The organism is Janthinobacterium sp. 61, from assembly GCF_002846335.1.
GTDB lineage: Bacteria > Pseudomonadota > Gammaproteobacteria > Burkholderiales > Burkholderiaceae_D > Janthinobacterium.
This window is the reverse complement of the sequence record NZ_PJMQ01000001.1, coordinates 2,532,918-2,555,513: the sequence shown is the minus strand read 5'-3', so window position 1 is coordinate 2,555,513 and position 22,596 is coordinate 2,532,918. Positions and strand designations below refer to the sequence as shown.

22 protein-coding genes are annotated in these 22,596 nt (G+C 62.3%); 13 read left to right on the top strand and 9 right to left on the bottom strand.

What is annotated here, in order from left to right:
- Positions 1-117 precede the first annotated feature (117 nt).
- The 6 genes from prmB to dapC all read right to left on the bottom strand — a co-directional run bounded on the left by prmB (position 118) and on the right by dapC (position 6,510).
- Positions 118-1,008: a 50S ribosomal protein L3 N(5)-glutamine methyltransferase gene (gene prmB, locus CLU92_RS11710; RefSeq protein ID WP_101482037.1), complete on the bottom strand. Its 891-nt coding sequence runs from the start codon at positions 1,006-1,008 to the stop codon at positions 118-120.
- Between the two features lie 56 nt (positions 1,009-1,064).
- Positions 1,065-2,201, bottom strand: a complete 1,137-nt coding sequence (dapE, locus tag CLU92_RS11705) for a succinyl-diaminopimelate desuccinylase (protein WP_101482036.1) — start codon at positions 2,199-2,201, stop codon at positions 1,065-1,067.
- Positions 2,202-2,270: 69 nt separating this feature from the next.
- Positions 2,271-2,627: an ArsC family reductase gene (locus tag CLU92_RS11700; protein ID WP_101482035.1), complete on the bottom strand. Its 357-nt coding sequence runs from the start codon at positions 2,625-2,627 to the stop codon at positions 2,271-2,273.
- A 133-nt stretch (positions 2,628-2,760) separates the two neighbouring features.
- On the bottom strand, positions 2,761-4,308 hold the full coding sequence (locus CLU92_RS11695; RefSeq protein WP_101482034.1) for an FAD-dependent oxidoreductase: 1,548 nt from the start codon (positions 4,306-4,308) through the stop codon (positions 2,761-2,763).
- Between the two features lie 121 nt (positions 4,309-4,429).
- Positions 4,430-5,257, bottom strand: a complete 828-nt coding sequence (gene dapD / locus CLU92_RS11690) for a 2,3,4,5-tetrahydropyridine-2,6-dicarboxylate N-succinyltransferase (RefSeq protein WP_101482033.1) — start codon at positions 5,255-5,257, stop codon at positions 4,430-4,432.
- A gap of 20 nt (positions 5,258-5,277) precedes the next feature.
- The gene (gene dapC / locus CLU92_RS11685) at positions 5,278-6,510 is read right to left on the bottom strand and encodes a succinyldiaminopimelate transaminase (RefSeq protein ID WP_101482032.1); all 1,233 of its coding nucleotides are present in this window, start codon (positions 6,508-6,510) and stop codon (positions 5,278-5,280) included.
- Positions 6,511-6,754: 244 nt separating this feature from the next.
- On the opposite strand from dapC, the gene tsaB reads away from it, so the two are divergent.
- Genes tsaB through CLU92_RS11665 form a run of 4 tightly spaced genes read left to right on the top strand, consistent with a single transcriptional unit; the run spans position 6,755 to position 9,792 of the window.
- A complete protein-coding gene (gene tsaB, locus CLU92_RS11680) occupies positions 6,755-7,480 on the top strand; it encodes a tRNA (adenosine(37)-N6)-threonylcarbamoyltransferase complex dimerization subunit type 1 TsaB (protein ID WP_180338499.1) in 726 nt (241 codons plus the stop codon).
- Positions 7,477-7,974, top strand: coding sequence for a ribosomal protein S18-alanine N-acetyltransferase (gene rimI, locus CLU92_RS11675; RefSeq protein ID WP_101482031.1), 498 nt, complete (start codon positions 7,477-7,479; stop codon positions 7,972-7,974). The genes tsaB and rimI overlap by 4 nt, the downstream gene beginning before the upstream one ends.
- Entirely contained in the window at positions 7,971-8,852 is an 882-nt protein-coding gene (locus CLU92_RS11670; RefSeq protein ID WP_101482030.1) for a uracil-DNA glycosylase, read from the top strand. Before rimI ends, CLU92_RS11670 begins: the two co-directional genes overlap by 4 nt.
- On the top strand, positions 8,839-9,792 hold the full coding sequence (locus CLU92_RS11665; RefSeq protein ID WP_101482029.1) for a DUF1853 family protein: 954 nt from the start codon (positions 8,839-8,841) through the stop codon (positions 9,790-9,792). Before CLU92_RS11670 ends, CLU92_RS11665 begins: the two co-directional genes overlap by 14 nt.
- A gap of 87 nt (positions 9,793-9,879) precedes the next feature.
- Here the strand turns inward: CLU92_RS11665 and lplT are convergent, their stop codons facing one another.
- Entirely contained in the window at positions 9,880-11,142 is a 1,263-nt protein-coding gene (lplT, locus tag CLU92_RS11660) for a lysophospholipid transporter LplT (protein WP_101482028.1), read from the bottom strand.
- Positions 11,143-11,399: 257 nt separating this feature from the next.
- Here lplT and alr point away from each other — a divergent pair, with 257 nt between their 5' ends.
- The 4 genes from alr (at position 11,400) to fliD (ending at position 16,000) form a co-directional block, all read left to right on the top strand.
- Entirely contained in the window at positions 11,400-12,485 is a 1,086-nt protein-coding gene (gene alr, locus CLU92_RS11655) for an alanine racemase (protein ID WP_101482027.1), read from the top strand.
- Positions 12,486-12,554: 69 nt separating this feature from the next.
- On the top strand, positions 12,555-13,931 hold the full coding sequence (gene radA, locus CLU92_RS11650; RefSeq protein ID WP_101482026.1) for a DNA repair protein RadA: 1,377 nt from the start codon (positions 12,555-12,557) through the stop codon (positions 13,929-13,931).
- Between the two features lie 131 nt (positions 13,932-14,062).
- Positions 14,063-14,383 (top strand): PilZ domain-containing protein, encoded by a 321-nt coding sequence (locus CLU92_RS11645; RefSeq protein ID WP_257561064.1) that lies wholly within the window; start codon positions 14,063-14,065, stop codon positions 14,381-14,383.
- Positions 14,384-14,614: 231 nt separating this feature from the next.
- On the top strand, positions 14,615-16,000 hold the full coding sequence (gene fliD, locus CLU92_RS11640) for a flagellar filament capping protein FliD (protein WP_101482024.1): 1,386 nt from the start codon (positions 14,615-14,617) through the stop codon (positions 15,998-16,000).
- Here fliD and CLU92_RS11635 read toward each other — a convergent pair.
- The gene (locus CLU92_RS11635; protein ID WP_166674724.1) at positions 15,997-16,797 is read right to left on the bottom strand and encodes a helix-turn-helix domain-containing protein; all 801 of its coding nucleotides are present in this window, start codon (positions 16,795-16,797) and stop codon (positions 15,997-15,999) included. The two genes, fliD and CLU92_RS11635, sit on opposite strands and share 4 nt — an antisense overlap.
- A 100-nt stretch (positions 16,798-16,897) precedes the next feature.
- Between CLU92_RS11635 and CLU92_RS11630 the strand changes: the two genes are divergently transcribed.
- The 3 genes from CLU92_RS11630 to CLU92_RS11620 all read left to right on the top strand — a co-directional run bounded on the left by CLU92_RS11630 (position 16,898) and on the right by CLU92_RS11620 (position 19,454).
- Positions 16,898-18,145 carry an MFS transporter gene (locus CLU92_RS11630; protein ID WP_101482022.1) on the top strand — a complete coding sequence of 416 codons (1,248 nt, stop codon included), beginning with the start codon at positions 16,898-16,900 and terminating at the stop codon, positions 18,143-18,145.
- 32 nt (positions 18,146-18,177) lie between these two features.
- Positions 18,178-18,672: a ribonuclease E activity regulator RraA gene (gene rraA, locus CLU92_RS11625; protein ID WP_101482021.1), complete on the top strand. Its 495-nt coding sequence runs from the start codon at positions 18,178-18,180 to the stop codon at positions 18,670-18,672.
- Positions 18,673-18,812: 140 nt separating this feature from the next.
- On the top strand, positions 18,813-19,454 hold the full coding sequence (locus CLU92_RS11620) for a choice-of-anchor C family PEP-CTERM protein (RefSeq protein WP_257561063.1): 642 nt from the start codon (positions 18,813-18,815) through the stop codon (positions 19,452-19,454).
- A 110-nt stretch (positions 19,455-19,564) separates the two neighbouring features.
- On the opposite strand, the gene CLU92_RS11615 is transcribed toward CLU92_RS11620, so the two are convergent.
- Complete coding sequence (locus tag CLU92_RS11615) at positions 19,565-19,948, bottom strand: MerR family transcriptional regulator (protein ID WP_101482019.1); 384 nt, start codon at positions 19,946-19,948, stop codon at positions 19,565-19,567.
- Positions 19,949-20,031: 83 nt separating this feature from the next.
- On the opposite strand from CLU92_RS11615, the gene CLU92_RS11610 reads away from it, so the two are divergent.
- Positions 20,032-20,469 carry a hypothetical protein gene (locus CLU92_RS11610; RefSeq protein ID WP_101482018.1) on the top strand — a complete coding sequence of 146 codons (438 nt, stop codon included), beginning with the start codon at positions 20,032-20,034 and terminating at the stop codon, positions 20,467-20,469.
- An 88-nt stretch (positions 20,470-20,557) separates the two neighbouring features.
- Positions 20,558-22,375 carry a DUF4153 domain-containing protein gene (locus tag CLU92_RS11605; RefSeq protein WP_101482017.1) on the top strand — a complete coding sequence of 606 codons (1,818 nt, stop codon included), beginning with the start codon at positions 20,558-20,560 and terminating at the stop codon, positions 22,373-22,375.
- The last annotated feature ends 221 nt before the right edge of the window (positions 22,376-22,596 follow it).

Below are 22,596 nucleotides of genomic sequence, written 5' to 3'. Positions count from 1 at the left end.
GGGAATGAACCCGCGCCGTAAAATTCAGGTAGGTCGGATTAGCCAGAATGGCGTAATCCGACGGGCAGCACGCACATTTGTCGGATTACGCTACGCTAATCCGACCTACCAAGTCGATCACACCAGCTTCAGCTGCTCGGCCGTCAGCAGGAATACCATGTCGTCACCAGCGCTCGTCGTCAGCCAGGTCAGGCCCAGCTCGCCGAAGGCCGCTTCCGCGTAGGCGCGTTCGTTGCCAATTTCAATCATCAGGATGCCATCGTCCGTCAGGCGTTCAGCCGCACCGGCGATGATCTTGCGCACCAGGTCCATGCCGTCGCTGCCGCCGTCGAGGGCGATTTGCGGTTCGGCCAGGTATTCCTGGGGCAGGGCGCCCATCGACGCGGAATTCACGTACGGCGGGTTGCTGATGATCAAGTCGTATTTCTTGGCCGGCACGTTGGTATACAGGTCCGATTCGATCAGCTTGACGCGGTCTTGCAGTTTATACGTGTCGACGTTGCGCTTGGCTACGGCAAGCGCGTCGGCGGAAATGTCCACGGCGTCCACGCTGGCGTTCGGGAAGGCGTCGGCCATCATGATGGACAGGCAGCCCGAGCCGGTGCACAGTTCCAGGATGTTTTCCACCGCTTCCGGTTCCGCCACCCATGGCGAAAAGTATTCGGGGATCAGCTCGGCGATGAAGGAGCGGGGTACGATCACGCGCTCGTCCACGTAGAAGTTATACGTGCCCAGCCAGCCTTCCTTGGTGATGTAGGCGGCTGGCACGCGATCGATGCTGCGGCGGTCGATGACCGTCATCACGCTGGCGATTTCCGACGGCAGCAGCTTGGCGTCCAGGAACGGTTCAAGCTTGTCGAGCGGCAACTTCAAGGTGTGCAGGATCAGATAGGCCGCTTCGTCGAACGCTTCGGCGCTGCCGTGGCCGAAAAACAGCTTGGCGGTATTAAAACGGGTAACGGCGTAGCGCAGCAGGTCGCGTGGCGTGGAAAACGGGTTCGGGGTCATGGCATTCTCGAAAAGACGGTGTTCTGGCCCGCCGTGACGGGCCTCGGTATTCTGGTTCAGACGGGCAGCAAATGCTCCAGCGTGCGCCGGTAAATATTCTTCAGGGGATCGATGTGGCGCAGTTCGATGTGCTCGTCGATCTTGTGAATACTGGCATTGGGCGGCCCGAATTCTATCACTTGGGGGCAGATTTGCGCGATAAACCGGCCATCCGAGGTGCCGCCCGTGGTCGACAGCTCCGTCGTGATGCCCGTTTCTTCCAGGATGGCGGCGGACAGCGCATCGCTCAAGGTGCCGCGCGGCGTGAGGAAGGGCAGGCCGCTCAGGGTCCACTGCAAATCGTATTGCAAGTCATGCTGGTCGAGGATTGCGTGCACACGTTCCTGCAGGTTTTCCGCCGTGCTGGCCGTAGAAAAGCGGAAATTGAAATCGATCACCATGTCGCCCGGAATCACGTTATTGGCGCCCGTGCCCGCGTTGATGTTGGACATTTGCCACGACGTCGGCAGGTAATACTCGTTGCCCGCGTCCCATTTCTCTTCGACCAGGTCGGCCAGCGCCTGCGCCGCTTCATGAATCGGGTTTTTCGCCAGGTGCGGATAGGCGATATGGCCTTGCACGCCCTTGATCGTCAGGCGGCCCGACAGGGAACCGCGGCGGCCATTCTTGATCATGTCGCCCAGTTGCGCGCTCGACGTTGGCTCGCCCACCAGGCAATAGTCGATCTGCTCGCCCCGTTCCTTCAATTTGTCGCAGACGATGACGGTGCCGTCCGTGGCCGGGCCTTCCTCGTCGCTGGTGATCAGGAAAGCGATGGAACCCGTATGCCCGGGCGTGGCGGCGATGAATTCCTCGCAGGCCACCACCATGGCGGCGATCGAGGTCTTCATGTCGGCCGCCCCACGGCCGTACAGCTTGCCGTCGCGATGGGTGGGGATGAAGGGCTGCGAGCGCCATTGCTCGACGGGCCCCGTGGGCACCACGTCCGTATGGCCGGCAAACACGAACACGGGGGAGGTCGTGCCACGGCGGGCCCACAGGTTGGTGACGTCGTTCGACTGTATCGTTTCGCAGACAAAGCCCAGCGGCGTGAGGAGGTCGATCAGGTGCTGCTGGCAGCCCTTGTCATCGGGCGTGACCGAGGACAGGGCGATCAGTTTTTCGGTCAGGGCGAGGGTTTTGGAGGTGGTCATGGTGTAGAGCGGGGTCGTACCCTTGGGACTCGGCGTCCCCGTACGACCCCAGCCTTGCAGGTGTCGGGTTTAAACTGAAAAAATGGCTTTGTACTGTGCATCGGAAAACGCCACGCTGAACTGGCCATCCTTGTCCAGTACGGGGCGCTTGATGATGGACGGGTTTTCCAGCATCAGGGTCAACGCGCTGGCCGCGTCGACGGTGGCGGCCTTGCGCTCGTCGGACAGGGCGCGCCAGGTCGTGCCTTTTTTGTTGACCAGCACATCCCACGGTAATTGCTGCAGCCACGCTTCGACGGTGGTGCGTTCCAGGCCCAGTTTCTTGAAGTCGTGGAAAGTGAAATCGAGTTGCTGCGTGGCCAGCCAGGTGCGGGCCTTTTTGACGGTATCGCAGTTGGGGATACCGTAGAGTGTAATGGTCGTCATGGGTAGGGCAAAGGGGAATGAATGCGGTTCGCTTGATCGCGGCGCTTGCGCCAGGGAAAAATGCGATGGTAGCCGCCATTATACAGTCGATGCGGCAGTCGATGCGGCGCTGCAACACGGCCCCGTGATTCCCCTACACCGGCCGTGGCGCCGCCTTGCCCATCTCTGCCGGGCCGAAATGCAGGCCCAGGCGCAAGGCCAGGGCGCGCAGGGCGCCGCTTTCCTGCTGGTGCAGCGCCAGCGCGATGTGGCCGTCCGGGCGCACGAGGTAAGCCGCGTCGCGGCCCAGGCCGGCCAGCTTGGCGGCCACGTTATAGGTGTAGCAATGCACGGGCAGTTTCAGCACGCGCGCCTCGGCCAGCAATTCGGGCGCCGCTTCGCCATAGATGTGCAATTGCCAGTCCATGCTGCGCAGGGAGATAAAGTTGTCTTGCGTGCCATCGGAGAACCAGGGCAGGCGGTCGCCGCCGCGCAGGTATTCCGCGTGGCCCGCCGAGAGGGCGCTGTCTTCATAGCTGATCTGGATTTGCGACACGGTCTGGAACAGCAAGCGGCGCGCCCGCCCGAAGCTGGAGAGGAAGGGCAGCGCATGGGGCACCAGCCAGCGGCGCAGGAATTGCCCGGCCATGCCTTGCGCGACGATGGCCTGGAAGGCGCGGTCCGTGGTGGCGACGAGCTTGCGGGCAAACACGATGCGTTCGCTTTCATAGGTGTCGAGCAGGGCGTCGCTGCTTTGTCCGTGCAGTTTCTGCGCCAGTTTCCAGGCCAGGTTGACGGCGTCGCCCAGGCCCGTGTTCATGCCCTGGCCGCCTACGGGGCTGTGCAAATGGGCCGCGTCGCCGAGAATGAAGCAGCGCCGTTCGCGAAACTGTGCCGCCACCCGGTGATGCACCTTGTACGTGGAAAACCAGTTCACGTGTTCGACCTGGATGCCCAGCAAGGCTTGCACCTGTTCGCGCACATCGTCAAACACGGGGGCCGGCGCGCCGTCCGGGCGGTCAGGCAGGATGCCGATCAGGCGCTGCATGCCGCTCGTGCGCACGGGCAACATCAGCGCAAAAGAATTCGCGCCCAGGTGGGCGTGCAAATCCGTATTGCTGCCGGCCACTTGCGCATCGGCCACGTAATACAGGTGGTCGTAAGTACCGCCGGAAAAGTCGAAGCCGGCGATCTCGCGCACAGCGCTGCGGGCGCCATCGCAGCCGCAAATATAGTCAAACGTGCAATATTGGCGTTCGCCATCCTTGAGCAGGATGGCTTGCACTTCGCTATCGTCCTGCGTCCACAGGTCCAGCGCCACATTCCATTCCACATGCACGCCGGCCGCCGCCAGCTTGCTGATGAGAAAGCGCTCATGCTCGTCCTGGGGCAGGCTCAGCACGAAAGGGTAGGGACTCAGGCCTTCGCCGATCTCGCCCAGCGCCAGTTTCACCAGTTCCTCTCCCCCTTCGTGGATGTGCATGGCATTGATCTTGATGCCCAGGCTGACCAGCTCGTCGGCAAAGCCCAGCTGCTGGTAAAACTCCAGCGTGCGCGCATGCACGGCCATGGCTCGCGACGCTTGCCCGGGGCCGCTGTTTTTATCGATGATGCGGCAATCGACGCCATGGCGCGCCAGGCGCAAGGCAAGCATGAGGCCGGTAGGACCGGCGCCGACGATCAATACGGGAGGAGTATTCATGCCATCCAGTATAGGACAGGATGGGAGGGGATAGCAGGACGATTGAAGTTGTTCTTTTGAAATGAAAATGTCCCGCCGGGGCGGGACATTCAGGTATTACTGATGCTTCACAGCGCAACGATCAAATGCCACGCAAGAGTTCGTTGATGCCGGTCTTGGCGCGGGTTTTTGCATCCACGCGCTTGACGATGACGGCGCAGTACAGCGAGTACTTGCCATCTTCCGAAGGCAGGTTGCCCGACACCACGACGGAGCCGGCTGGCACGCGGCCATAGGTCACTTCGCCCGTGGCGCGGTCGTAGATCTTGGTCGACTGGCCGATGTAGACGCCCATCGAGATGACCGAGTTTTCTTCGACGATCACGCCTTCGACGATTTCCGAGCGGGCGCCGATGAAGCAGTTGTCTTCGATGATGGTCGGGTTCGCTTGCATCGGTTCCAGCACGCCGCCGATGCCGACGCCGCCGGACAGGTGGACGTTCTTGCCGATCTGGGCGCAGGAACCGACGGTGGCCCAGGTGTCGACCATGGCGCCTTCATCGACGTAGGCGCCGATGTTGACGTAGGACGGCATCAGCACGACGTTCTTGGCGATGAAGCTGCCGCGGCGGGCGACGGCTGGCGGCACCACGCGGAAACCGCCCTTGGCGAAGTCTTCCGGCGTGTAGTTGGCGAACTTGGTCGGCACCTTGTCGTAGAATTGCATCGTGCCATCGGATGGCATGACGACGTTGTTTTCCAGGCGGAACGACAGCAGCACGGCTTTCTTGACCCACTGGTTGACAACCCAGTCGCCCGTGGTTTTTTCCGCCACGCGGATGCTGCCGTTGTCCAGGCCATTGATGACGTGGGACACGGCGTCGCGCAGTTCGGCCGTGCCGTTGCCCGGATTGATCTCGGCACGGTTTTCCCAGGCCTGGTCGATGATGTTTTGCAGTTGTTGGCTCATGATGATGTCTTATGTATTGGTTAATGCGGAGTTGATGCGGATGCGGAAAGCTGCTGGCAGAATTTTACTATGCGCAATGCCGCTTCCAGCCCTTCGGCCGTTTCGGCCACCAGGGCCATGCGGATGCGGTTGCGGCCCGGATTGATGCCGTGCGCGTCGCGTGCCAGGTAGCTGCCAGGCAGTACCGTGACATTATATTCGGCGTACAGGCGTTGCGCGAATTCGGTGTCGGACAGTCCCGTGCGGCTGACGTCGGCCCACAGGTAAAAGCCGGCGTCCGGCAATTGCACGTCCATCACCGATTGCAGCAGCGGCGTGATGGCATCGAACTTGGCGCGATACTTGGCGCGATTTTCCTCGACATGGGTTTCGTCGTTCCAGGCCGCGACGGAGGCCGCCTGCACGGCGGGGCTCATGGCGCCGCCGTGGTAGGTTCGGTAGAGCAGGAATTTTTTCAGCACTTCCGCGTCGCCGGCGACAAAGCCCGAGCGCATGCCCGGCACGTTCGAACGCTTCGACAGGCTGGAAAACACCACCAGGCGAGCATACGGGCGTTCGATCGTGGACAGGCCCAGCATGTGCGCCGCCTGCAGCGCCCCCAGCGGGGCCGTGTCGCCGTGGTAAATCTCGGAATAGCACTCGTCGGCGGCGATGACGAAATCGTAGCGCTCGGACAGGGCAAACAGGTGTTCCCAGTCCGTCAGGGTGAGCACGGCGCCCGTCGGGTTGCCTGGCGAACACAGGAACAGCAGCTTGACTTTTTCCCACACGGATGCCGGCACAGCGTCGTAGTCGCAGCCGAAATTGCGCGTGGGATCGGAATTGACGAAATACGGTTCGGCGCCGGCCAGGTAAGCCGCGCCTTCATAGATCTGGTAAAACGGATTCGGGCTGATCACCAGCGAACCGGCCGACGGATCGATCACCGTTTGCGCCAGCGCAAACAGCGCTTCGCGCGAACCGTTCACGGGCAGGATTTGCGTGGCAGGATTGAGCTTGGGGATGCCATAGCGGCGTTCCAGCCAGCCGGCGATGGCGGTACGCAAGGCTTCCGAACCGATGGTGGTCGGATAGCTGGCCAGGCCGTGGATATTGTCGACCAATGCCTGCTCGATGAAGGCTGGCGTCGGGTGCTTGGGTTCGCCCATGCCCAGGCTGATGGGCGCATACTCGGGGTTGACCGTCACGCCGGCAAACAGCTGGCGCAGCTTTTCAAATGGATATGGTTGCAGTTTAGCAAGATGTGGATTCACGGAACGGACCAGGGCAAGAGTGGAAAGACGATGTTGCTTAGCGATGTTGCTTAGTAATGGCTGAACGATTGCTTGGCGCGGCACACTTGATGCCGGTCACGGTCAATTAATAAGCTGCGTCTTTCATTATAGCCGTCCTCGCGGGCCTGCTGTGCAAGCCGCATCGCCCTGATCGCTGTCCGGCTGGTCCAGGCATGGCGTAGCGGGGAGTGCCGCGCCATGGCGCGGCAAGGTAAAATACGCCATGCCTATCTTACTTCCCACCTTACTTGCTATTGAAACTTCGTCCGAACTCGCCTCATGCGCCCTGCTGCGCGGCGATGTCGTCCTGTCCCGTGCCTCGTCGGGCGTGCGCACGCATTCCCAATCGATCTTGCCGATGGTGCAGGAATTGCTGGCCGAGGCGGGCGTGACCCTGGCCGACGTCGACGCCATCGCCTACGGCTCCGGTCCCGGCTCGTTTACGGGCGTGCGCACGGCCTGCGGCATCGCCCAAGGGCTGGCCTACGGCGCCAGTCTGCCCGTCGTGCCCGTCGTGACACTCGACGCCATGGCGCTGGCCTGCCACCAGCAGCATGGCGCGCAGCGCATCGTGACCGTGCTCGACGCCCGCATGGGCGAAGTGTACTGGGCGCAATACGATTACCAGGATGGCTTGCAAGCCGTGTCGCCGCCGGCCCTGAGCGCGCCGGCCGGCGTGGCGCCGCAAGGCGATGTGGTTGGCTGTGGCAACGGTTTTGGCGCGTATGCCGACGCCTTGGCCGTGCTGCCATGTGCCGCCACGGCCGATGACGCCATCATGCCGCACGCCGTGCAGGTGGGCCAGCTGGCGCGCATCGCCTTTGCGGCCGGTCAGTTCGTGACGGCGGCCGAGGCGCAGCCTTTGTATTTGCGCAACAAGATCGCCTACACGAGCGCAGAGCGCCTCGACATGCAGGTCGCCAAGGCCGCTGCGGAGTCCGCGCAATGAGCGTGGCGGGCAAGGTTCTGGACAGCGCGACAGGCTGGGACTTGCTGCGTCTCGACTATCAACCGATGGCCGAGACGGACTTGGCCGAAGTGCTGGCGCTGGAACAGCGCGTGTATCCGCATCCCTGGACGCACGGTAACTTCGTCGATTCGCTCAAGAGCGGCTATCCGGCCTGGGTGTTGCGCGACGTGGACGGCACCTTGCTCGGCTACTTTTTATTGATGCTGGTCGTCGATGAGGCGCACTTGCTCAATGTGGCCGTCGAAGGCGCCATACAGGGCCAGGGCCTGGGCCGTTTTCTGCTGAACCAGTCCTGCGCCTGCGCGCGCCAGCTGGGCATGGAATCGATGCTGCTGGAAGTGCGTCCGTCGAACGTGCGCGCGCTCGATATTTACCAGCGCTATGGATTTGAACAGATAGGCCGGCGCAAGGGATACTATCCGGCCAGCAACTCGCAACGTGAGGACGCCATCGTGATGCGTTATACCTTATGAGCCGCAGCGCCGTTTTCCTCGATGAAATGGGCGTTGGTCCCCTGTGGCGCTTGCGCCAGGGGAGCGCGCCCGAGCCCGCTGACGCCGTTGTCGAGGCCCCTGTGCCTAGGGAAGCCAGCGTGGCGGAGCCTGTGGCCGCAGCTGCAGAAACAGAAGCGGAAGCAGTGGCTGATGTGGTCGCCGAGGTGAAGGTCGAGGCGCCCGTTGCCGTTGCCGTGACACCGGAACCTGCCGCCATGCCCGACGACACGGCCTGGTTCGACGATGCTCCCCCGCCACCGCCCGCCAAACAGCTGAGTGATGCCGATATCGCCGCCCTCGACTGGGATGGCTTGACGGCCGCCGTCGCCAAGTGCGCGCGCTGCGACTTGTGCAAGACGCGCAAGGGCGTCGTCATGGGGCGTGGCGACCGTCAGGGCGCTTGGCTGATGCTGGCCAGCAGCCCGTCGCGCGCGGAAGAACGCGAAGGGCGCGCCTTGCCGGGCGAGCAGGGTAAATTGCTCGACAATATGTTGAAAGCCATCGAAGTCGATGCGGGCAGTGATGTGTATATCACCCATTTGCTGAAATGCCGTCCGCTTGACGAGGCGGGCCAGGAGCGCTTGCCCACCGAATCGGAGTCCGCCGCCTGCCGCCCGTATTTCGAGCGTGAACTGGCCCTGCTGCAGCCGCGCACCATCGTCACCCTGGGTTCGATGGCCGCAGCCGGTATCAATCCCGGTGAAAAACCCGTGCGTGGCAAGGTGCGCCAGCTAGCTAATGCTTCCGTGGTGGCCACCTTCCACCCGGAAATGCTGTTGCAGGACGAGACGGGCAAGGCCAAGGCGCGTGCCTGGGCCGACCTGTGCCTGGCGAAAAGCACGCATGCAGGCGGCTGACCCGGCCATCGGCACTTTTCAGGCCCGCTTCGAACGCCGCTGGGGGCATCTGACGCATCCCCGCGTGCGGGCGCTGGCCTGGCTGCTCGATTCGCCCGACTTGCTGGACCCGGCCAGCCCCCACTGGGGCGGGCGCATCGCCAGCCTGGACCCGGTCACGCCTGCCGTGACCGCCTGGCTGGGGGCGCTGCAGGATGACCCGTCGCCGCTCGATGCGGCGCTCGGTCCCCGATTCTATTCCCGCCTGGGCCTGTATGCTGAAAAGCTGCTGGCCTTTTATTTTGAGCAACATGGTGTATTGCAAGCGCATGGCTTGCAGGTGCAAGTGAACCGCAATGACACAGTGGGCGAGTTCGATTTCCTGTTGCGCGATGGCGCGGATGGTGAGGCGTTGTTGCACTGGGAATTCGCCACCAAGTTCTACCTGCTCGAAGGCGCGCCTGATGCCGGTGTCTTCAACCACTTGATCGGTCCCAACCTGGCCGACACCTTGGGATTGAAAATGCGCAAGATCCTCGACAAGCAACTGGCCTTGTCACGCCATCCGGCCGCGCAAAGCCTGCTGGCGCAGCCCGTGCGTGCGGCGCAGGCGCTGGTCAAGGGCTGGCTGTTTTATGCGGCAGGCGCCACGCCCGGCATGGAGGGCATTTCCCTGGAACATGGACACGGCTTCTGGTGCACGCCAACAGAATTGCCGCAGCAGCGCTATATCGTGCTGCCGCGCTTGCAATGGCTGGCGCCGTTCAAGGGACGCGAGGTGGAAGTGCTCGACGTCGATGCCTTGCGCGCGCAGTTGTTTGGGTTGGTGCAAGCGGTGATGGTGGCCACGGTGGACCATGTCGACGGCTGGGAAGTGGAGCGCACGCGTGGTTTTGTCGTGCCCGATACTTGGACGGAGCAGGCTGCTGGGCGGCGGCTGGCGGGTATGCTGCCAACGTAATGTTGGGGTCAGTCGCTACGCGATCAGAATGCATCCCATTGGGATGCGTTCCCCCGACGGGACTCGGCGTCCCCGTCTGACCCCGAATTAATGTTTCTGCTCGCCAATCAAGGACAGATTGTCGTGTTCGAGCTGGTTCAGCTTGTGCCTGCGCATGATCATGTACATGGTGCCGGCGACGAACAGGCCGAACAGGGTGATGATGATATTGAGCGGCAGGTGCAAACGGATCATGATCGAATACACGGCCAGCATGGTGAGAATCGACAGGTTTTCATTGAAGTTCTGCACGGCGATGGAATGGCCTGCGCTCATCAGGACGTGGCCGCGGTGTTGCAGCAGGGCATTCATGGGCACGACGAAAAAGCCGGACAGGGCGCCGATCAGTATCAGCAGCGGGTAGGCGATCCACACTGAGTGCACTTGCGTCATCATCATGACGATCACGCCCATGGCGATGCCCAGCGGAATGACGGTCAGCGATTTGCGCAGCGGAATGAAGCGCGCCGACAGCACGGCACCAGCGGCCACGCCGATGGCGACCACGCCCACCAGGCTGGTCGCCTTGTCGAACGGCATGTTCAACGACTGCTTGGCCCATTCCAGCACGATCAGTTGCAAGGTGGCGCCAGCGCCCCAGAACAGGGTCGTCACGGCCAGGGTAATCTGGCCCAGCTTGTCTTTCCACAGGATGGAATAGCAATTGGCAAAATCGGTGATCAGTTTGATAGGATTGCGTTCCTGATGCGGATACACGCAGCCCGTGTCGGGAATCTTCAGGTTGGCCAGGGTCGCCATCACGTAGATGCCGACTACCACGCACAAGGCCGCTTCCGTCTTGTTGCTGATGCCCGTATCGATCAGGGGGATGTCGATGGAAAGCAGCATGTCGGACACGTGGCCGCTGACGAGCGCGCCGCCCATGACGGTGCCCAGGATGATGGAGGTGACGGTCAAGCCTTCGATCCAGCCATTCGCCGCCACCAGCTTTTCCGGCGGCAGCAGTTCCGTCAGGATGCCGTACTTGGCGGGCGAATACACGGCCGCGCCGAAACCGACGACGGCGTAGGCCAGCAGCGGGTGCACGTGGAAGAAGACGAGGGCGCAGCCGAAGATCTTGACCATGTTAGCGATGAACATGACCTTGCCTTTCGGCAATGCATCAGCGAAAGCGCCAACAAAAGCGGCCAACAGCACGTAAAACAGTACGAACGACAATTTGAGTAGCGGCGTGATCCAAGCCGGGGATTTCATGGACACCAATAAATCGACGGCGACAAAAAAGAGGGCGTTATCTGCCAGCGAGGAAAAGAACTGCGCCGCCATGATGGTATAAAAACCACGATTCATTCTGGATTGCCTGAAATCATATCTGGCTTGCTTTATACCACGAAAAAACGGCAAACCCCAAGTTTGGCCGGGGCTGCCTCGCATAGTCTTGCCTAAGGGAAGCTTAATTTTTCTGCCGTAGAAAAATACATCACATGTGAACATTTTATACATGCTGTCGTGGGCGGCCATCGCCCCCGTCCGCCTGGCAGTCTTGCCGCCCCGCATCTGGTCCATCCGTTAAAATACGGCTTTCCCACCCGCCGTGAACGACGCATATGCCCAGGCCCCTCATCGCCACCATCCATCTCGATGCCATGCAACAGAATCTGGCGCGCGCGCGTGCCTGCGCCCGCGGTGCCAAAGTGTGGGCCGTCGTCAAGGCGAATGCCTATGGCCATGGCCTGGAGCAAGCTATGCGGGGCTTTGCCGACGCCGATGGCCTGGCGCTGGTCGAGGTCGATTACGCCGTGCGCTTGCGCGAACTGGGCTGGACCAAGCCCATCTTGCTGCTGGAAGGCTTTTTCGACGCCAGCGATTTGCCGGTCATGGCGCAATATGGCTTGAATGGCAGCGTGCATTGCGAAGAGCAGATCGCCATGCTGGCAGCGGCGCGCTTGCCGCGCGCCATCGATGTGCACCTGAAGATGAATACGGGCATGAACCGCCTGGGCTTTACGCCGCAAGCCATCGCCGCCGCGTATGCGCGCCTGCGCGCCATGCCGCACGTTGGCACGATCACCCTGATGACGCATTTCGCCAATGCGGACGCGGCGGCGCCCACGCGCTTGCCGCTGGCCCAGCAGATGCTGCGCTTCGAGGCCGGGGTGGCCAGCATCGGCACGGCCTTGCCGCGCAGCCTGTGCAATTCGGCCGGATTGCTGCTGCACCATCTGGACAGCGACTGGGTGCGCCCCGGCATCATGCTGTATGGCGGCACGCCCAGCGGCACGTCGGCGCAAGCGTTCGGCTTGCTGCCCACCATGACCTTGCGCAGCAGCATCATCGGCATCCAGGAGATCGCCGCCGGCGAGGTGGTGGGCTATGGCAGCCGCTACGAAGCGGCTGGCAATATCAAGGTGGGCGTGGTGGCTTGCGGCTATGCGGATGGCTATCCGCGCCATGCGCCCGATGGCACGCCCGTGCTGGTCGACGGCGTGCGCACGGGGCTCATTGGCCGGGTCTCGATGGACATGCTGATGGTTGATTTGACGCGCGTGCCCGGTGCGCGGGTCGGCAGTTCCGTCACCCTGTGGGGCCAGGGCATGCCGATTGACGAGGTGGCCCTGGCCGCCGGCACTATCGGCTATGAGCTGATGTGCGCACTGGCGCCGCGCGTGCCCGTGATCGTAGCGACACAGTGACGGCGGCCCGCCGTTTGTATATACTGTATATATAAACAGCAGTTTCACCTTACCCGGGCAAAGTACACCATGGCAAAAGTCAAGACCATCTACACCTGCAGCGATTGCGGCGCCATCAGCAATAAATGGATGGGGCAGTGCACCTCGTGCAACCAGTGGAATACCATGGTGGAAACCCTGCCCGAAACGGGCGGCAACAACCGCTATTCGAACCCGCAGCACATGTCGCTGGCGCAGACGGCGCCCGTGCTGTCGCTCGACGATATCGACGCCATCGACGTGCCCCGCTTCGGCACCGGCATCGAGGAATTCGACCGTGTGCTGGGCGGCGGCATGGTGGCGGGCGGCGTCGTGCTGATCGGCGGCGACCCCGGCATCGGCAAGTCGACCTTGCTGCTGCAGGCGCTGGCCAATATGTCGCATCACAAGCGCGTGCTGTACGTCAGTGGCGAGGAATCTGGTGCGCAGATCGCCCTGCGCGCCAAGCGCCTCGTCATCGACGCCAAGGAATTGAAATTGCAGGCGGAGATCCAGCTGGAAAAGATCCTGTCCACCTTGAACGACCTGAAGCCGGAAGTGGTGGTGATCGACTCGATCCAGACCGTGTATTCGGACGCGCTCAGCTCGGCGCCCGGTTCGGTGGCCCAAGTGCGCGAGTGCGCGGCCCAACTGACGCGGGCGGCCAAGCAGACGGGCGTGACCATCATCTTGGTGGGCCATGTGACGAAAGAGGGCGCGCTGGCCGGTCCCCGCGTGCTTGAACACATCGTCGATACGGTACTGTATTTCGAGGGAGATGCCCATTCCAGCTTCCGCCTGGTGCGCGCCATCAAGAACCGTTTTGGCGCTGTGAATGAACTGGGCGTGTTCGCCATGACGGAAAAGGGGCTGAAGGGGGTGTCGAACCCGTCCGCCTTGTTCCTGTCGCAGCACGACAACCAGGTGCCCGGTTCCTGCGTGATGGTGACGCAGGAAGGCACGCGCCCGCTGCTGGTGGAAATCCAGGCCCTGGTCGATACCAGCCACCTGCCGAATGCGCGCCGCCTGTCCGTCGGCCTGGAGCAAAACCGCCTGGCCATGCTGCTGGCCGTGGCGCACCGCCACGCGGGCATCGCCGCCTTCGACCAAGACGTTTTCATCAACGCAGTGGGCGGCGTGAAGATCACGGAGCCGGCGGCCGACCTGGCCGTGTTGCTGGCGATTAACTCGTCGATGCGCAACAAGCCCTTGCCGCGGGGACTCGTGGTGTTTGGCGAAGTGGGGCTGGCCGGCGAAATCCGCCCCGCGCCACGGGGCCAGGAACGCTTGCGCGAAGCGGCCAAGCTGGGCTTTACCCTGGCCGTGGTGCCCAAGTCGAACTTGCCCAAGCAAGCCATCGAGGGCCTCAAGGTCATCGGCGTCGAGCGTATCGACGAGGCATTCAACAAGTTGCGCGATCTGGAGTAAAAGTTGGTATGGTTTAAATGCCAAGCTTGAGACAAGTCAAACAGAATTTCCGTTTAGAACTATAATATTTGTCTGATGGATTCGCGCAGCGAGTTCGCATCGGCAATGCATAGCTAGAGAAGCGGAATACAGTGTCAGTTGAGCAAAGGCAGGGCGCACGCAAGATATTGCGTGCCAAGGCAATGTTGGTAATGGATGGCGCGGGCCCTGTGGCGGCACGCACCCTCGATGTGGGGCCGGGTGGCATGTCGGCCGTCATCGCTGAACCGGTGCCGACAGGCAAACAGGGCAAGGTGCTGTTCGAGTTGTTTTACGATGGCTCTGTACACATTATCGAGGCGCGCGTGTCCGTCTCGCACTGCATTTTCAGCAGTGCGGGTTTCAAGGTGGGACTCACTTTCCTGCAGCTGGACATGGCTGTCAGCAGTGCCATCTCGAAATTCATGCGCTGAGGCATGCCCGGAGATGGGCGCCAGGTAATTGCGCTAAAATGGTGCATATGGGTTTGCAGTCAGGAAAAACTTGTTCTGTTCGCTGTTTTGATATTCCGGTAATACTGCATAATTATCAACCAGAAGAGGGACCTTGCCGCGTCACGCGCGCTTGATGTCCGTTTCCAGCCCAGCGCGCGGTCAAGACCTGAACCGTGTGCCATGACCTAACACCTGACGGGAACGCCGACCATGTTTAATTCGACCATCAATAGCAGGGCTTACACCAACAACACGCAGCAGACGACGCAGGGCAATATCTCGGCCGATGTGTATGCGAAGGTGGAGCGCCAGATGCAGTCGCAGAACACGGGCGTCGTCAAGCTCAATGCCAGCCTGGCGCGCGACCAGGCCAAGTTCTCTGGCCTGGGCCAGTTGCAATCGGCGCTGGCGAAATTCCAGACCGTGGCCAAGAACATGGCCGGCAGCGGTTTGGCCACAGCGGCCACGTCCAGCACCAAGGATGTGCTGAGCGCCACCACCACCGACAAGGCTGTCAGCGGCAGCCATGAATTGAACGTCAAGCAGTTGGCGCAGGGGCAGACCCTGCTCAGCGGAGCGCAGAAATCATCGAGCGCGGCGATCGGCACAGGCGCGCCGGCTCTGGTGAAGATCGAAGTGGGCGCGACCGACGGCAAGCAATTTACCCCCGGCAGCGGCAAGATCATTTCGTTGACCATCGACAGCAGCAACAATAGCCTCGACGGCATCGCCGCCGCGCTGAAGAAGCAGGGTATCGACGCCAGCGTGGTGAAGGGCGCCGATGGCTATTCGCTGGCCCTGAACGGCAAGAGCGGCGCCGACAGCAGCATGCGCATCAGCGTGTCGGGCGACGCGGCCGTCAGCAACCTGCTGGCCTACGCTCCAGGGTCCAGCAAGGGCTTGCAGCAGACGGCCGCGGCGCAGGACGCGCTGCTCACCGTCGACGGCAAGGACATCAAGAGCGCCACGAATACCTTGACCACGGCCGTCGAGGGCGCCACCATCGAATTGAAGAAAAAGGGCACGACCGACCTCGTCATCGCCAAGGATAGCAGCCAGATCGCCAGCAACGTGGCCAGCTTCGTGACTGCCTACAACGAACTCAACAGCAAGCTGCAAAGCCTGCAGCAGGGCGATTTGAAGTCTGATACAGCCCTGGGCCAGGTGCGTTCGCAGATGGAGCAAGTGCTGCGCACGGCGAGCACGGGCGTGCCCGCTTCCATACTGGGCAGCGCTGGCGTGACCCTGGGCAAGAGCGGCGAGCTGGTGCTCGACGATAAGAAACTGAAGGCCGCCATCGCAGCCGATCCTGACGCCGTGAGCAAGCTGTTTACGAATAACGGCAAGGGTGTGGCGGACCAGTTTTCCAGCAAGATCGGTGAACTGACGGGCGAGACGAGCATCATCCGCAAGGAAGTGCAATCGGTGGGCAAGGACATCACCACCCTCACCAACAAGAAAGCCGTGCTGGCCAAGGCGCTGACGGCCCAGGCGCAGGCGCTGGTGAAAGCCTATTCCGCCCAGGAACAGATGGGAACGAACTCGGCCCTTCCCGGTTATACGGGCAAGAACTCCTTGTTCGACTTCATGGCCTAAGGACGTCCACCCTGCGCAAAGAAGGCCGATGGCGAACTGCCGAAGGTTTTCTTGAACATGGCGGAAAAAGCCGACTGACTGGCGTAGCCCAGTTCTTCGGCCACCTGCGACAGCGGCACGCCGCGCGCGATCAGGGGCGCCGCGTGCGCCAGGCGCACCTGCTGGCGCCACTGGCCAAAACTCATGCCCAATTCCCGTTCGAACAGCCGCGCCAGGGTACGCTCCGAGGCGCCGACCTGCTGCGCCCAGTGTTCCAGGGTCTGATTCGAGCCCGGTTTTTCGATCAGGCTGTCGCACAGCGTTTTCAGGCGCTTGTCGCCAGGCAAGGGGACGCGGATGGGCCGCGTGGCCGAGCGTTTCAATTCATCGAGTATCAGTTCGGCCAGCAATGCTTCGCGCGCCGGTTCCTGGCCCGGGTCCAGCTGTTCCAGCGCCATGATCAGCTGGCGCAGCAGGTTGGATACCTCCAGTACCTTGCAGTCGCGGCCCGCGAACGGCGCGCGCGCGGCATGGACGCACAGGGGGCGCAAGCGGGTTTTTTCCAGTATCGTGACGGCATGTTCCACGTTGGGTGCGATCCAGATGGCGCGCATGGGCGGCAGCACCCAGCTGCTGTTGTTGGCGGTGATGCGCAGCACGCCTTCGAGTGCCATCGTCACCTGGCCCCAGGGATGGCTGTGCGGTAACAAGAATTCGTCGGATTGCAGGTCGCGCGCGATCATCGTCACGGGGATAGTCGCGCTGGGCGCTTCCCGTGGCGGACACATGCGGGTATGGTGGAGGATAGGTACACCCATCAGCTTGGCCTTAATTCGATAAATTATGTCATTCCGTCGGAAAACAGACGATGGTATTTTGCATACACTTGAGCTTCACCAGTATAAGACAGGGTATGACATGATAACAACTAACTCGGCAATAGACTTGCCACCGCAGTCAGCGCCAACTTTGCGCAGCGACGCGCGCGTCATTGGCCTGGTGGGTCTGGCGCATGGCGTGTCGCACTTCTACCATCTGATCCTCGCGGCCCTGTTCGTCTGGCTGAAACCTGCGTTCGACCTGTCGTATGCGGAACTGGGCCTGCTGATGACGGTGTTCTTCATCATTTCGGGCGTGGGGCAGGCGCTGGCCGGCTTTGTCGTCGACCGCTTCGGCGCCCGCGCCGTGCTGTTTTCCGGCATTTTCCTGCTGGGCGTGTCGGCGCTGGCCCTGTCCACGGCCCACAGCTATGCGGCGCTGATGCTGGGTGCCATGCTGGCCGGCATGGGCAACAGCGTGTTCCATCCGGCCGACTACACCATACTCAACCAGCGCGTCTCGGCGGCCCGCGTGGCTTACGGTTTTTCCGTGCATGGCATCAGCGGCAATATCGGCTGGGCGCTGGCGCCACTGTTCATGACGTATGTCGCCACCCAGTATGACTGGCGAGTGGCGCTGCAATGCGCGGCCGTGCTGCCGTTTGGCGTGCTGCTGATCCTGTTTTTGAACCGCCACGCGATTCGTCCCGAGCCTGTCAAGCAGGCGGCGCCAGGCCAGGTGGCCAGCGAAGGCACGCTGGATTTCCTGCGCCTGCCGGCCGTGTGGATGTGTTTTGCCTTCTTCTTTATTACCGCCATCGCCCTGGGCGGCATCCAGAGCTTTGCCAGCGTGGCACTGGTCAAGCTGTACGGCATGAGCCTGGCGCTGGCCACCAGCGCCTACACGGCCTATATGCTGGCCTCGGCCGTGGGCATGCTGGCCGGCGGCGTGGTGGGCGCGCGCAGCAAGCAGCCGGACCGCAACGTGGCGATCGCCTTTTCTGCCGCCGCGCTGCTGGCCGTGCTGCTGTCCATGGCCGTCGTGCCGGCCTGGGGCGCGGTGGTGCTGATGGGCGCCATTGGCCTGACATCCGGCGTGGCGGGACCCTCGCGCGACCTGATGATACGCGCTGCGGCGCCCAAGAATGCCACGGGGCGCGTGTATGGCGTCGTGTATTCGGGCCTCGACAGCGGCCTGGCCGTGGGGCCCCTGTTTTTTGGTGCGTTGATGGATGGCGACCATCCGGCCCTGCTGTTCGTCTTCATTGGCGTGTTCCAGGCGCTAGCCATTGCCACGGCCGTCGGCGTGGGCGGTAAAACGCGCGCTGCGGCGCTGCAAAAGGCATAGAATCGTTGCTATCTGTCACTAAAGGAGTTGCCATGACCTTTGCCACCACCGATTTGTGCGACGACTATGCAGCCATGCTGGACGATGGCACCCTGGCCGTGCTGCCGCCCGTGTACCGCGCCTTTGGCCAGCACGTGCGCTTCAGTGGCCCCGCCACCACCTTGCAAGTGTTTGAGGACAATGCCCTGGTGCGCAGCACCCTGGAAACGCCGGGCCAGGGTCATGTGCTGGTGATCGATGGGGGCGGCAGCCTGCGCCGCGCGCTGGTGGGCGGCCAGTTGGGCGTGCTGGCTGAAAGCAACGGCTGGGCCGGCATCGTCGTCGACGGCTGCATCCGCGACAGCGAGGAAATCAATGTCTGCCAGATCGGCGTGCGCGCCCTGGCCACGCATCCGCGCAAGAGCAACAAGGCGGGCACGGGCCAGCGCAACGTGCGCGTGCAGCTCAGTGGCGTGACCGTGCATCCGGGCGACTGGATCTACGCCGATGCGGACGGCGTCCTGGTGGCGCGGCAGGAGCTTGATTAAAGGCACAGGCAATGCAACTCATGACGTTGCAAATTGTCTACATTAAATATATTTTTGTAAAGTTCTTTGATTTTCATCATGGCTGAGATATGAATTCACTTAAGGTAACTTTAATATCAACAAGGCAAGGAAATCAGCTCATGAAAATCGCCACCATCGCAGCAATTGTCGCTCTGTTTGCTGCAGGCACCGCCAGCGCCAGCCCCGTCAACCTGATCACGAATGGCGATTTTGAAACGGTCGCTTCCGGCTACACCATCGACAGCGGTTTCAAAGTTGTCGGCAGCGGTTCGTCGGCCATCACTGGCTGGACCGTGGGCGCCAGTTCCGTCGACCTGATCCGCAATGCCTACAATGCCATCAATGGCTACAGCATTGATTTGCTGGGTACGCCAGGTCCGGGTTTCCTGTCGCAAAATTTCAGCGTGGTTGCCGGCCAAACGTATAACCTGAGCTTCGATATGGCGCGCAATTCCGGCGGCCCGGCAGGCCAGGGCGTGAGCGTCAATTTCGGCGGCGTGGCAGGCGATTTCTACTCGACGGCCGACGCTTCGAACACCTTGTACAGCAATACCCTGAGTTTCACGGCTGCCAGCTCTGGCCTGGCGACCCTGTCGTTTGCCAGCGCTGCCAAGGCCGGCACGCCATTCGACAATTTCTCGGGCGCCGTGATCGACAACGTGTCCGTGATGGCCGCCGTGCCGGAACCGGAAACCTACGCCATGCTGCTGGCTGGCCTGGGCCTGATGGGTTTCCTGCGCCGCCGCAAGGCCGCCAAGTAAGCCTGGTTTTGTCCGAGATCAAACCGCCTGCTGCTCAGCACAGGCGGTTTTTGTTTTTCAGGGAGGCTTGCGCGTCGCCCGCGCCCGGCAACAGCAGCCACGGCGGTAAGTTAGCGCGCCGCGTCGGCATCCCCGCGCAATGGGCAGGTCGCCGCCTGCGGTTCCAGCCGCTGCACCAGTTCGCCGCGCAATTGTGTTAGCCCCGCGATGCGCGCATCGATGTCACCCAGCTTGCGCGCCAGCGCCGCGCGCAGCAATTCCGCCGTGGCGGGGTCGCCGGCACTGGCCAGCAGCGGCATGTCGGCCTCGATTTCCGCCAGCGTAAAACCCAGCTGCTGCGCCGTGCGCAGGTAGCGCAGCCAGTCGGCCGCCTCGGGCGGGTAGTCGCGGTAGCCGTTCGCGCCGCGCCGCGCGCGCAGCAAGCCCCGTTTTTCATAGAAGCGCAGGGTATCGCGGCTCAAGCCCGTCGCCTGCGCCATCTCGCCGATCTGCATGGTTATTTTTCTTTCATAAAATGCTTGACCATGGAGTGTACTCCAACCTCGATCATGGGCGCTTTCCATAGACAGGAGTTGCCATGTTGTCCGTTTCTGCTTTCCGCAGCGTGGTGCGCGCCAGCGCCATTTATGATGTGTTCATGATTGCCCCGTTTACCACGCCGTGGACGTTCTTGCTCATGCGCGAGCACTTGAGCGCCCTCAATGTGGGCCTGGGCGGCGTGCCGCTGCCCGACTTCGGACCGTTTCATCTGCTCATCAGCAGCTTGCTGGGCAGCGTGGTGATGGTCTGGTCCGTGCTGCGCATGCTCGATCCGCTGCCGCGTTTCGGCCGTTTCGATGCGGCGGCGCGCTACCTGTTTTCCACCTGGATGGCGTGGGCGCTGCTGGTGACGGGCCAGCCCCTGCTGTGGCTGTTTCTCGTGCCGGAACTGGCCTGGGGCCTGGCACAAAGCCTGCCGCTGCGCTCCGACGAAGGCGCGCGGGCAGGGCAGCCGCGCGAATCGCTGTTGAGATGACGATAACGAAATGCAATAATGGCCGTGCTTTACAGCAATAAACGACTTTAAGGGAATGACTATGCAGCAGGATGCCGCAGGAAAAAACATGGCGTTGCTCGATCCGGTGGTGGCGCCGCGCATCGCGGTGACGCGCCTGGTGACGGGCCTGCTGCAAGGCTTGCTGCTGTACTGGCTGTACAGCACGGCGCAAGACAAGGTGTGGCCCGCCACGGAAGCTTACCTGCTTGGCCCGTTGATGCTGATCAGCTTGCTGCTGCCCATCCTGCTGGTCTCCAGCCTGGGCCATATGTCGCTCCGGCGCATCGCCCTGTGGATGGCCGGTGCGGCCGTCGTGCTGGGTGTGCTGGCCTGGCATGACGTGGCGCGCGGCGCCGAGCATGTGATCTGGGGCAATTACAAGCCGGGCGCACCGCTGCGCGTGATTTCCGCCCAGCTGTTCGGTTTTTGCGTGGTGGGCTTGTATATCGCCCATGCCCTGGTGCTGGCCAGCGCCCAGGATGGCCGGCGCATCGCCCGCTATCCCACCTATTTTGAAATCGCCTGGAAGCTGGGCATCCAGTTGCTGTTTTCCCTGCTGTTCGTGCTGGGCCTGTGGCTGGTGCTGTGGCTGGGCGGACAATTGTTCCTGCTGATCAAGCTCAGTTTCCTGAAAAAGCTGCTGGGCCAGGCCTGGTTCGTGATTCCCGTCATCTGCTTCGCGTTTTCGTTTGCCATCCACATCACCGACGTGCGCCCGTCCATCGTGCGCGGCATCCGCACCTTGCTTCTGGTGCTGCTGTCATGGCTGATGCCGATCGCCGCCGTGCTGGTCTCCGGCTTCCTGCTGACCCTGCCCTTCATCGGTTTCGAGCGCCTGTGGGCCACGCGCCATGCGGCGTCCGTGCTGCTGGGCATGGCCGGCGTGCTGGTGGTACTGATCAATGCCGCCTTCCAGAATGGCGAAGTGGGCCATGGCGTGGCGCGCGGCATCCGCCTGGGCACGCGCCTGGCCTGCCTGTTGCTGCCATGGGTGGTGGGCATCGCCATCTATGCGCTAACCTTGCGCGTGATGTCGCATGGCTGGACGGCCGACCGCCTCATCGCTGCCGCCTGCCTGCTGGTCGCCACCTGCTACGCCGCCGGCTATGCGTGGGCGGCCAGCAAGTATGGCGACTGGCTGCACCTGATCGCCAACGTCAACGTGGCCACCGCCTTTGTCACTCTGCTGGTGCTGTTCGCGCTGTTCTCGCCGCTGGCGGACCCGGCGCGCATTTCCGTGGCCAGCCAGATGGCGCGCCTGGACAGCGGCAAGGTTGGCGTGGACAAGTTCGATTTCGAATACCTGCGCTTCCAGGGTGCCCGCTATGGCCAGGCGGCCCTGCAGGAATTGACGAAACGCACGACCGGCGCTGACGCAGCAGTAGTGCGGGCCCGCGCCGAGGCCATGCTCAAGCGCCAGAACCGCCTGGACGAGACGGGTGCGCTGAGCGACGTGTCGATCAACCTGACCCTGCGCCCGGCCACGGCGAAGCTGCCGGAGAGTTTCCTGCGCCAGGATTGGACGCAAGTGAGTCCGGCCTGGCGTTTGCCCGCCTGTTTGAAGCGGGCAGGGCCGCAGTGCGATGCGTATCTGCTCGATTTCGATGGAGATGGCAAGCAGGATGTGTTGCTGATCAGCAATGACCCGCGCGCCTCGTCGGTCTTGCTGGCGGAAAAGGACGATGGCAGCTGGACTGCGCGCGGGCAAATCCCCGTGGATGCCCTGCGCTGCAAGCCCTTGCGCGAGAAACTGCAGGCGGGCGAGTTCCAGCTGGTGCCGCCGAAGGTGCGCGAGCTGGAAGTCGACGGCCAGCGCGTGCCGATGACCTTATATACACAAGAGGATGAGGTCAGCTGCCCGGATGAAACCGCGCCGGCCATGTAAATGGCGGAGAGCGGAAATAGCAGGGAGAAGACTTGGCGCGCCGAACAAAACCCCTTGCCAGCCATGAGGGTCACAGTTTCGTGCGCTGAGCCATTCCGAGCGCCCGAAACCGGCCAATAGCGGACTGAGAAAAGCAAAGATAATTAGGATACTCTGAGGCGGATAAGTGACGTCCACTACCCAGATCAGGGCGTTACCAAGCACGCTGGAAATTGCGCTGG

Excerpts from the sequence above, each read along its gene's own strand:
- prmB (WP_101482037.1), bottom strand. The coding sequence starts at position 1,008 with ATGACCCCGAACCCGTTTTCCACGCCACGCGACCTGCTGCGCTACGCC.
- dapE (WP_101482036.1), bottom strand. The coding sequence starts at position 2,201 with ATGACCACCTCCAAAACCCTCGCCCTGACCGAAAAACTGATCGCCCTG.
- CLU92_RS11700 (WP_101482035.1), bottom strand. The coding sequence starts at position 2,627 with ATGACGACCATTACACTCTACGGTATCCCCAACTGCGATACCGTCAAA.
- CLU92_RS11695 (WP_101482034.1), bottom strand. The coding sequence starts at position 4,308 with ATGAATACTCCTCCCGTATTGATCGTCGGCGCCGGTCCTACCGGCCTC.
- dapD (WP_101482033.1), bottom strand. The coding sequence starts at position 5,257 with ATGAGCCAACAACTGCAAAACATCATCGACCAGGCCTGGGAAAACCGT.
- tsaB (WP_180338499.1), top strand. The coding sequence starts at position 6,755 with ATGCCTATCTTACTTCCCACCTTACTTGCTATTGAAACTTCGTCCGAA.
- rimI (WP_101482031.1), top strand. The coding sequence starts at position 7,477 with ATGAGCGTGGCGGGCAAGGTTCTGGACAGCGCGACAGGCTGGGACTTG.
- CLU92_RS11670 (WP_101482030.1), top strand. The coding sequence starts at position 7,971 with ATGAGCCGCAGCGCCGTTTTCCTCGATGAAATGGGCGTTGGTCCCCTG.
- CLU92_RS11665 (WP_101482029.1), top strand. The coding sequence starts at position 8,839 with ATGCAGGCGGCTGACCCGGCCATCGGCACTTTTCAGGCCCGCTTCGAA.
- lplT (WP_101482028.1), bottom strand. The coding sequence starts at position 11,142 with ATGAATCGTGGTTTTTATACCATCATGGCGGCGCAGTTCTTTTCCTCG.
- alr (WP_101482027.1), top strand. The coding sequence starts at position 11,400 with ATGCCCAGGCCCCTCATCGCCACCATCCATCTCGATGCCATGCAACAG.
- radA (WP_101482026.1), top strand. The coding sequence starts at position 12,555 with ATGGCAAAAGTCAAGACCATCTACACCTGCAGCGATTGCGGCGCCATC.
- fliD (WP_101482024.1), top strand. The coding sequence starts at position 14,615 with ATGTTTAATTCGACCATCAATAGCAGGGCTTACACCAACAACACGCAG.
- CLU92_RS11635 (WP_166674724.1), bottom strand. The coding sequence starts at position 16,797 with ATGGGTGTACCTATCCTCCACCATACCCGCATGTGTCCGCCACGGGAA.
- CLU92_RS11630 (WP_101482022.1), top strand. The coding sequence starts at position 16,898 with ATGATAACAACTAACTCGGCAATAGACTTGCCACCGCAGTCAGCGCCA.
- rraA (WP_101482021.1), top strand. The coding sequence starts at position 18,178 with ATGACCTTTGCCACCACCGATTTGTGCGACGACTATGCAGCCATGCTG.
- CLU92_RS11620 (WP_257561063.1), top strand. The coding sequence starts at position 18,813 with ATGAAAATCGCCACCATCGCAGCAATTGTCGCTCTGTTTGCTGCAGGC.
- CLU92_RS11615 (WP_101482019.1), bottom strand. The coding sequence starts at position 19,948 with ATGCAGATCGGCGAGATGGCGCAGGCGACGGGCTTGAGCCGCGATACC.
- CLU92_RS11610 (WP_101482018.1), top strand. The coding sequence starts at position 20,032 with ATGTTGTCCGTTTCTGCTTTCCGCAGCGTGGTGCGCGCCAGCGCCATT.
- CLU92_RS11605 (WP_101482017.1), top strand. The coding sequence starts at position 20,558 with ATGGCGTTGCTCGATCCGGTGGTGGCGCCGCGCATCGCGGTGACGCGC.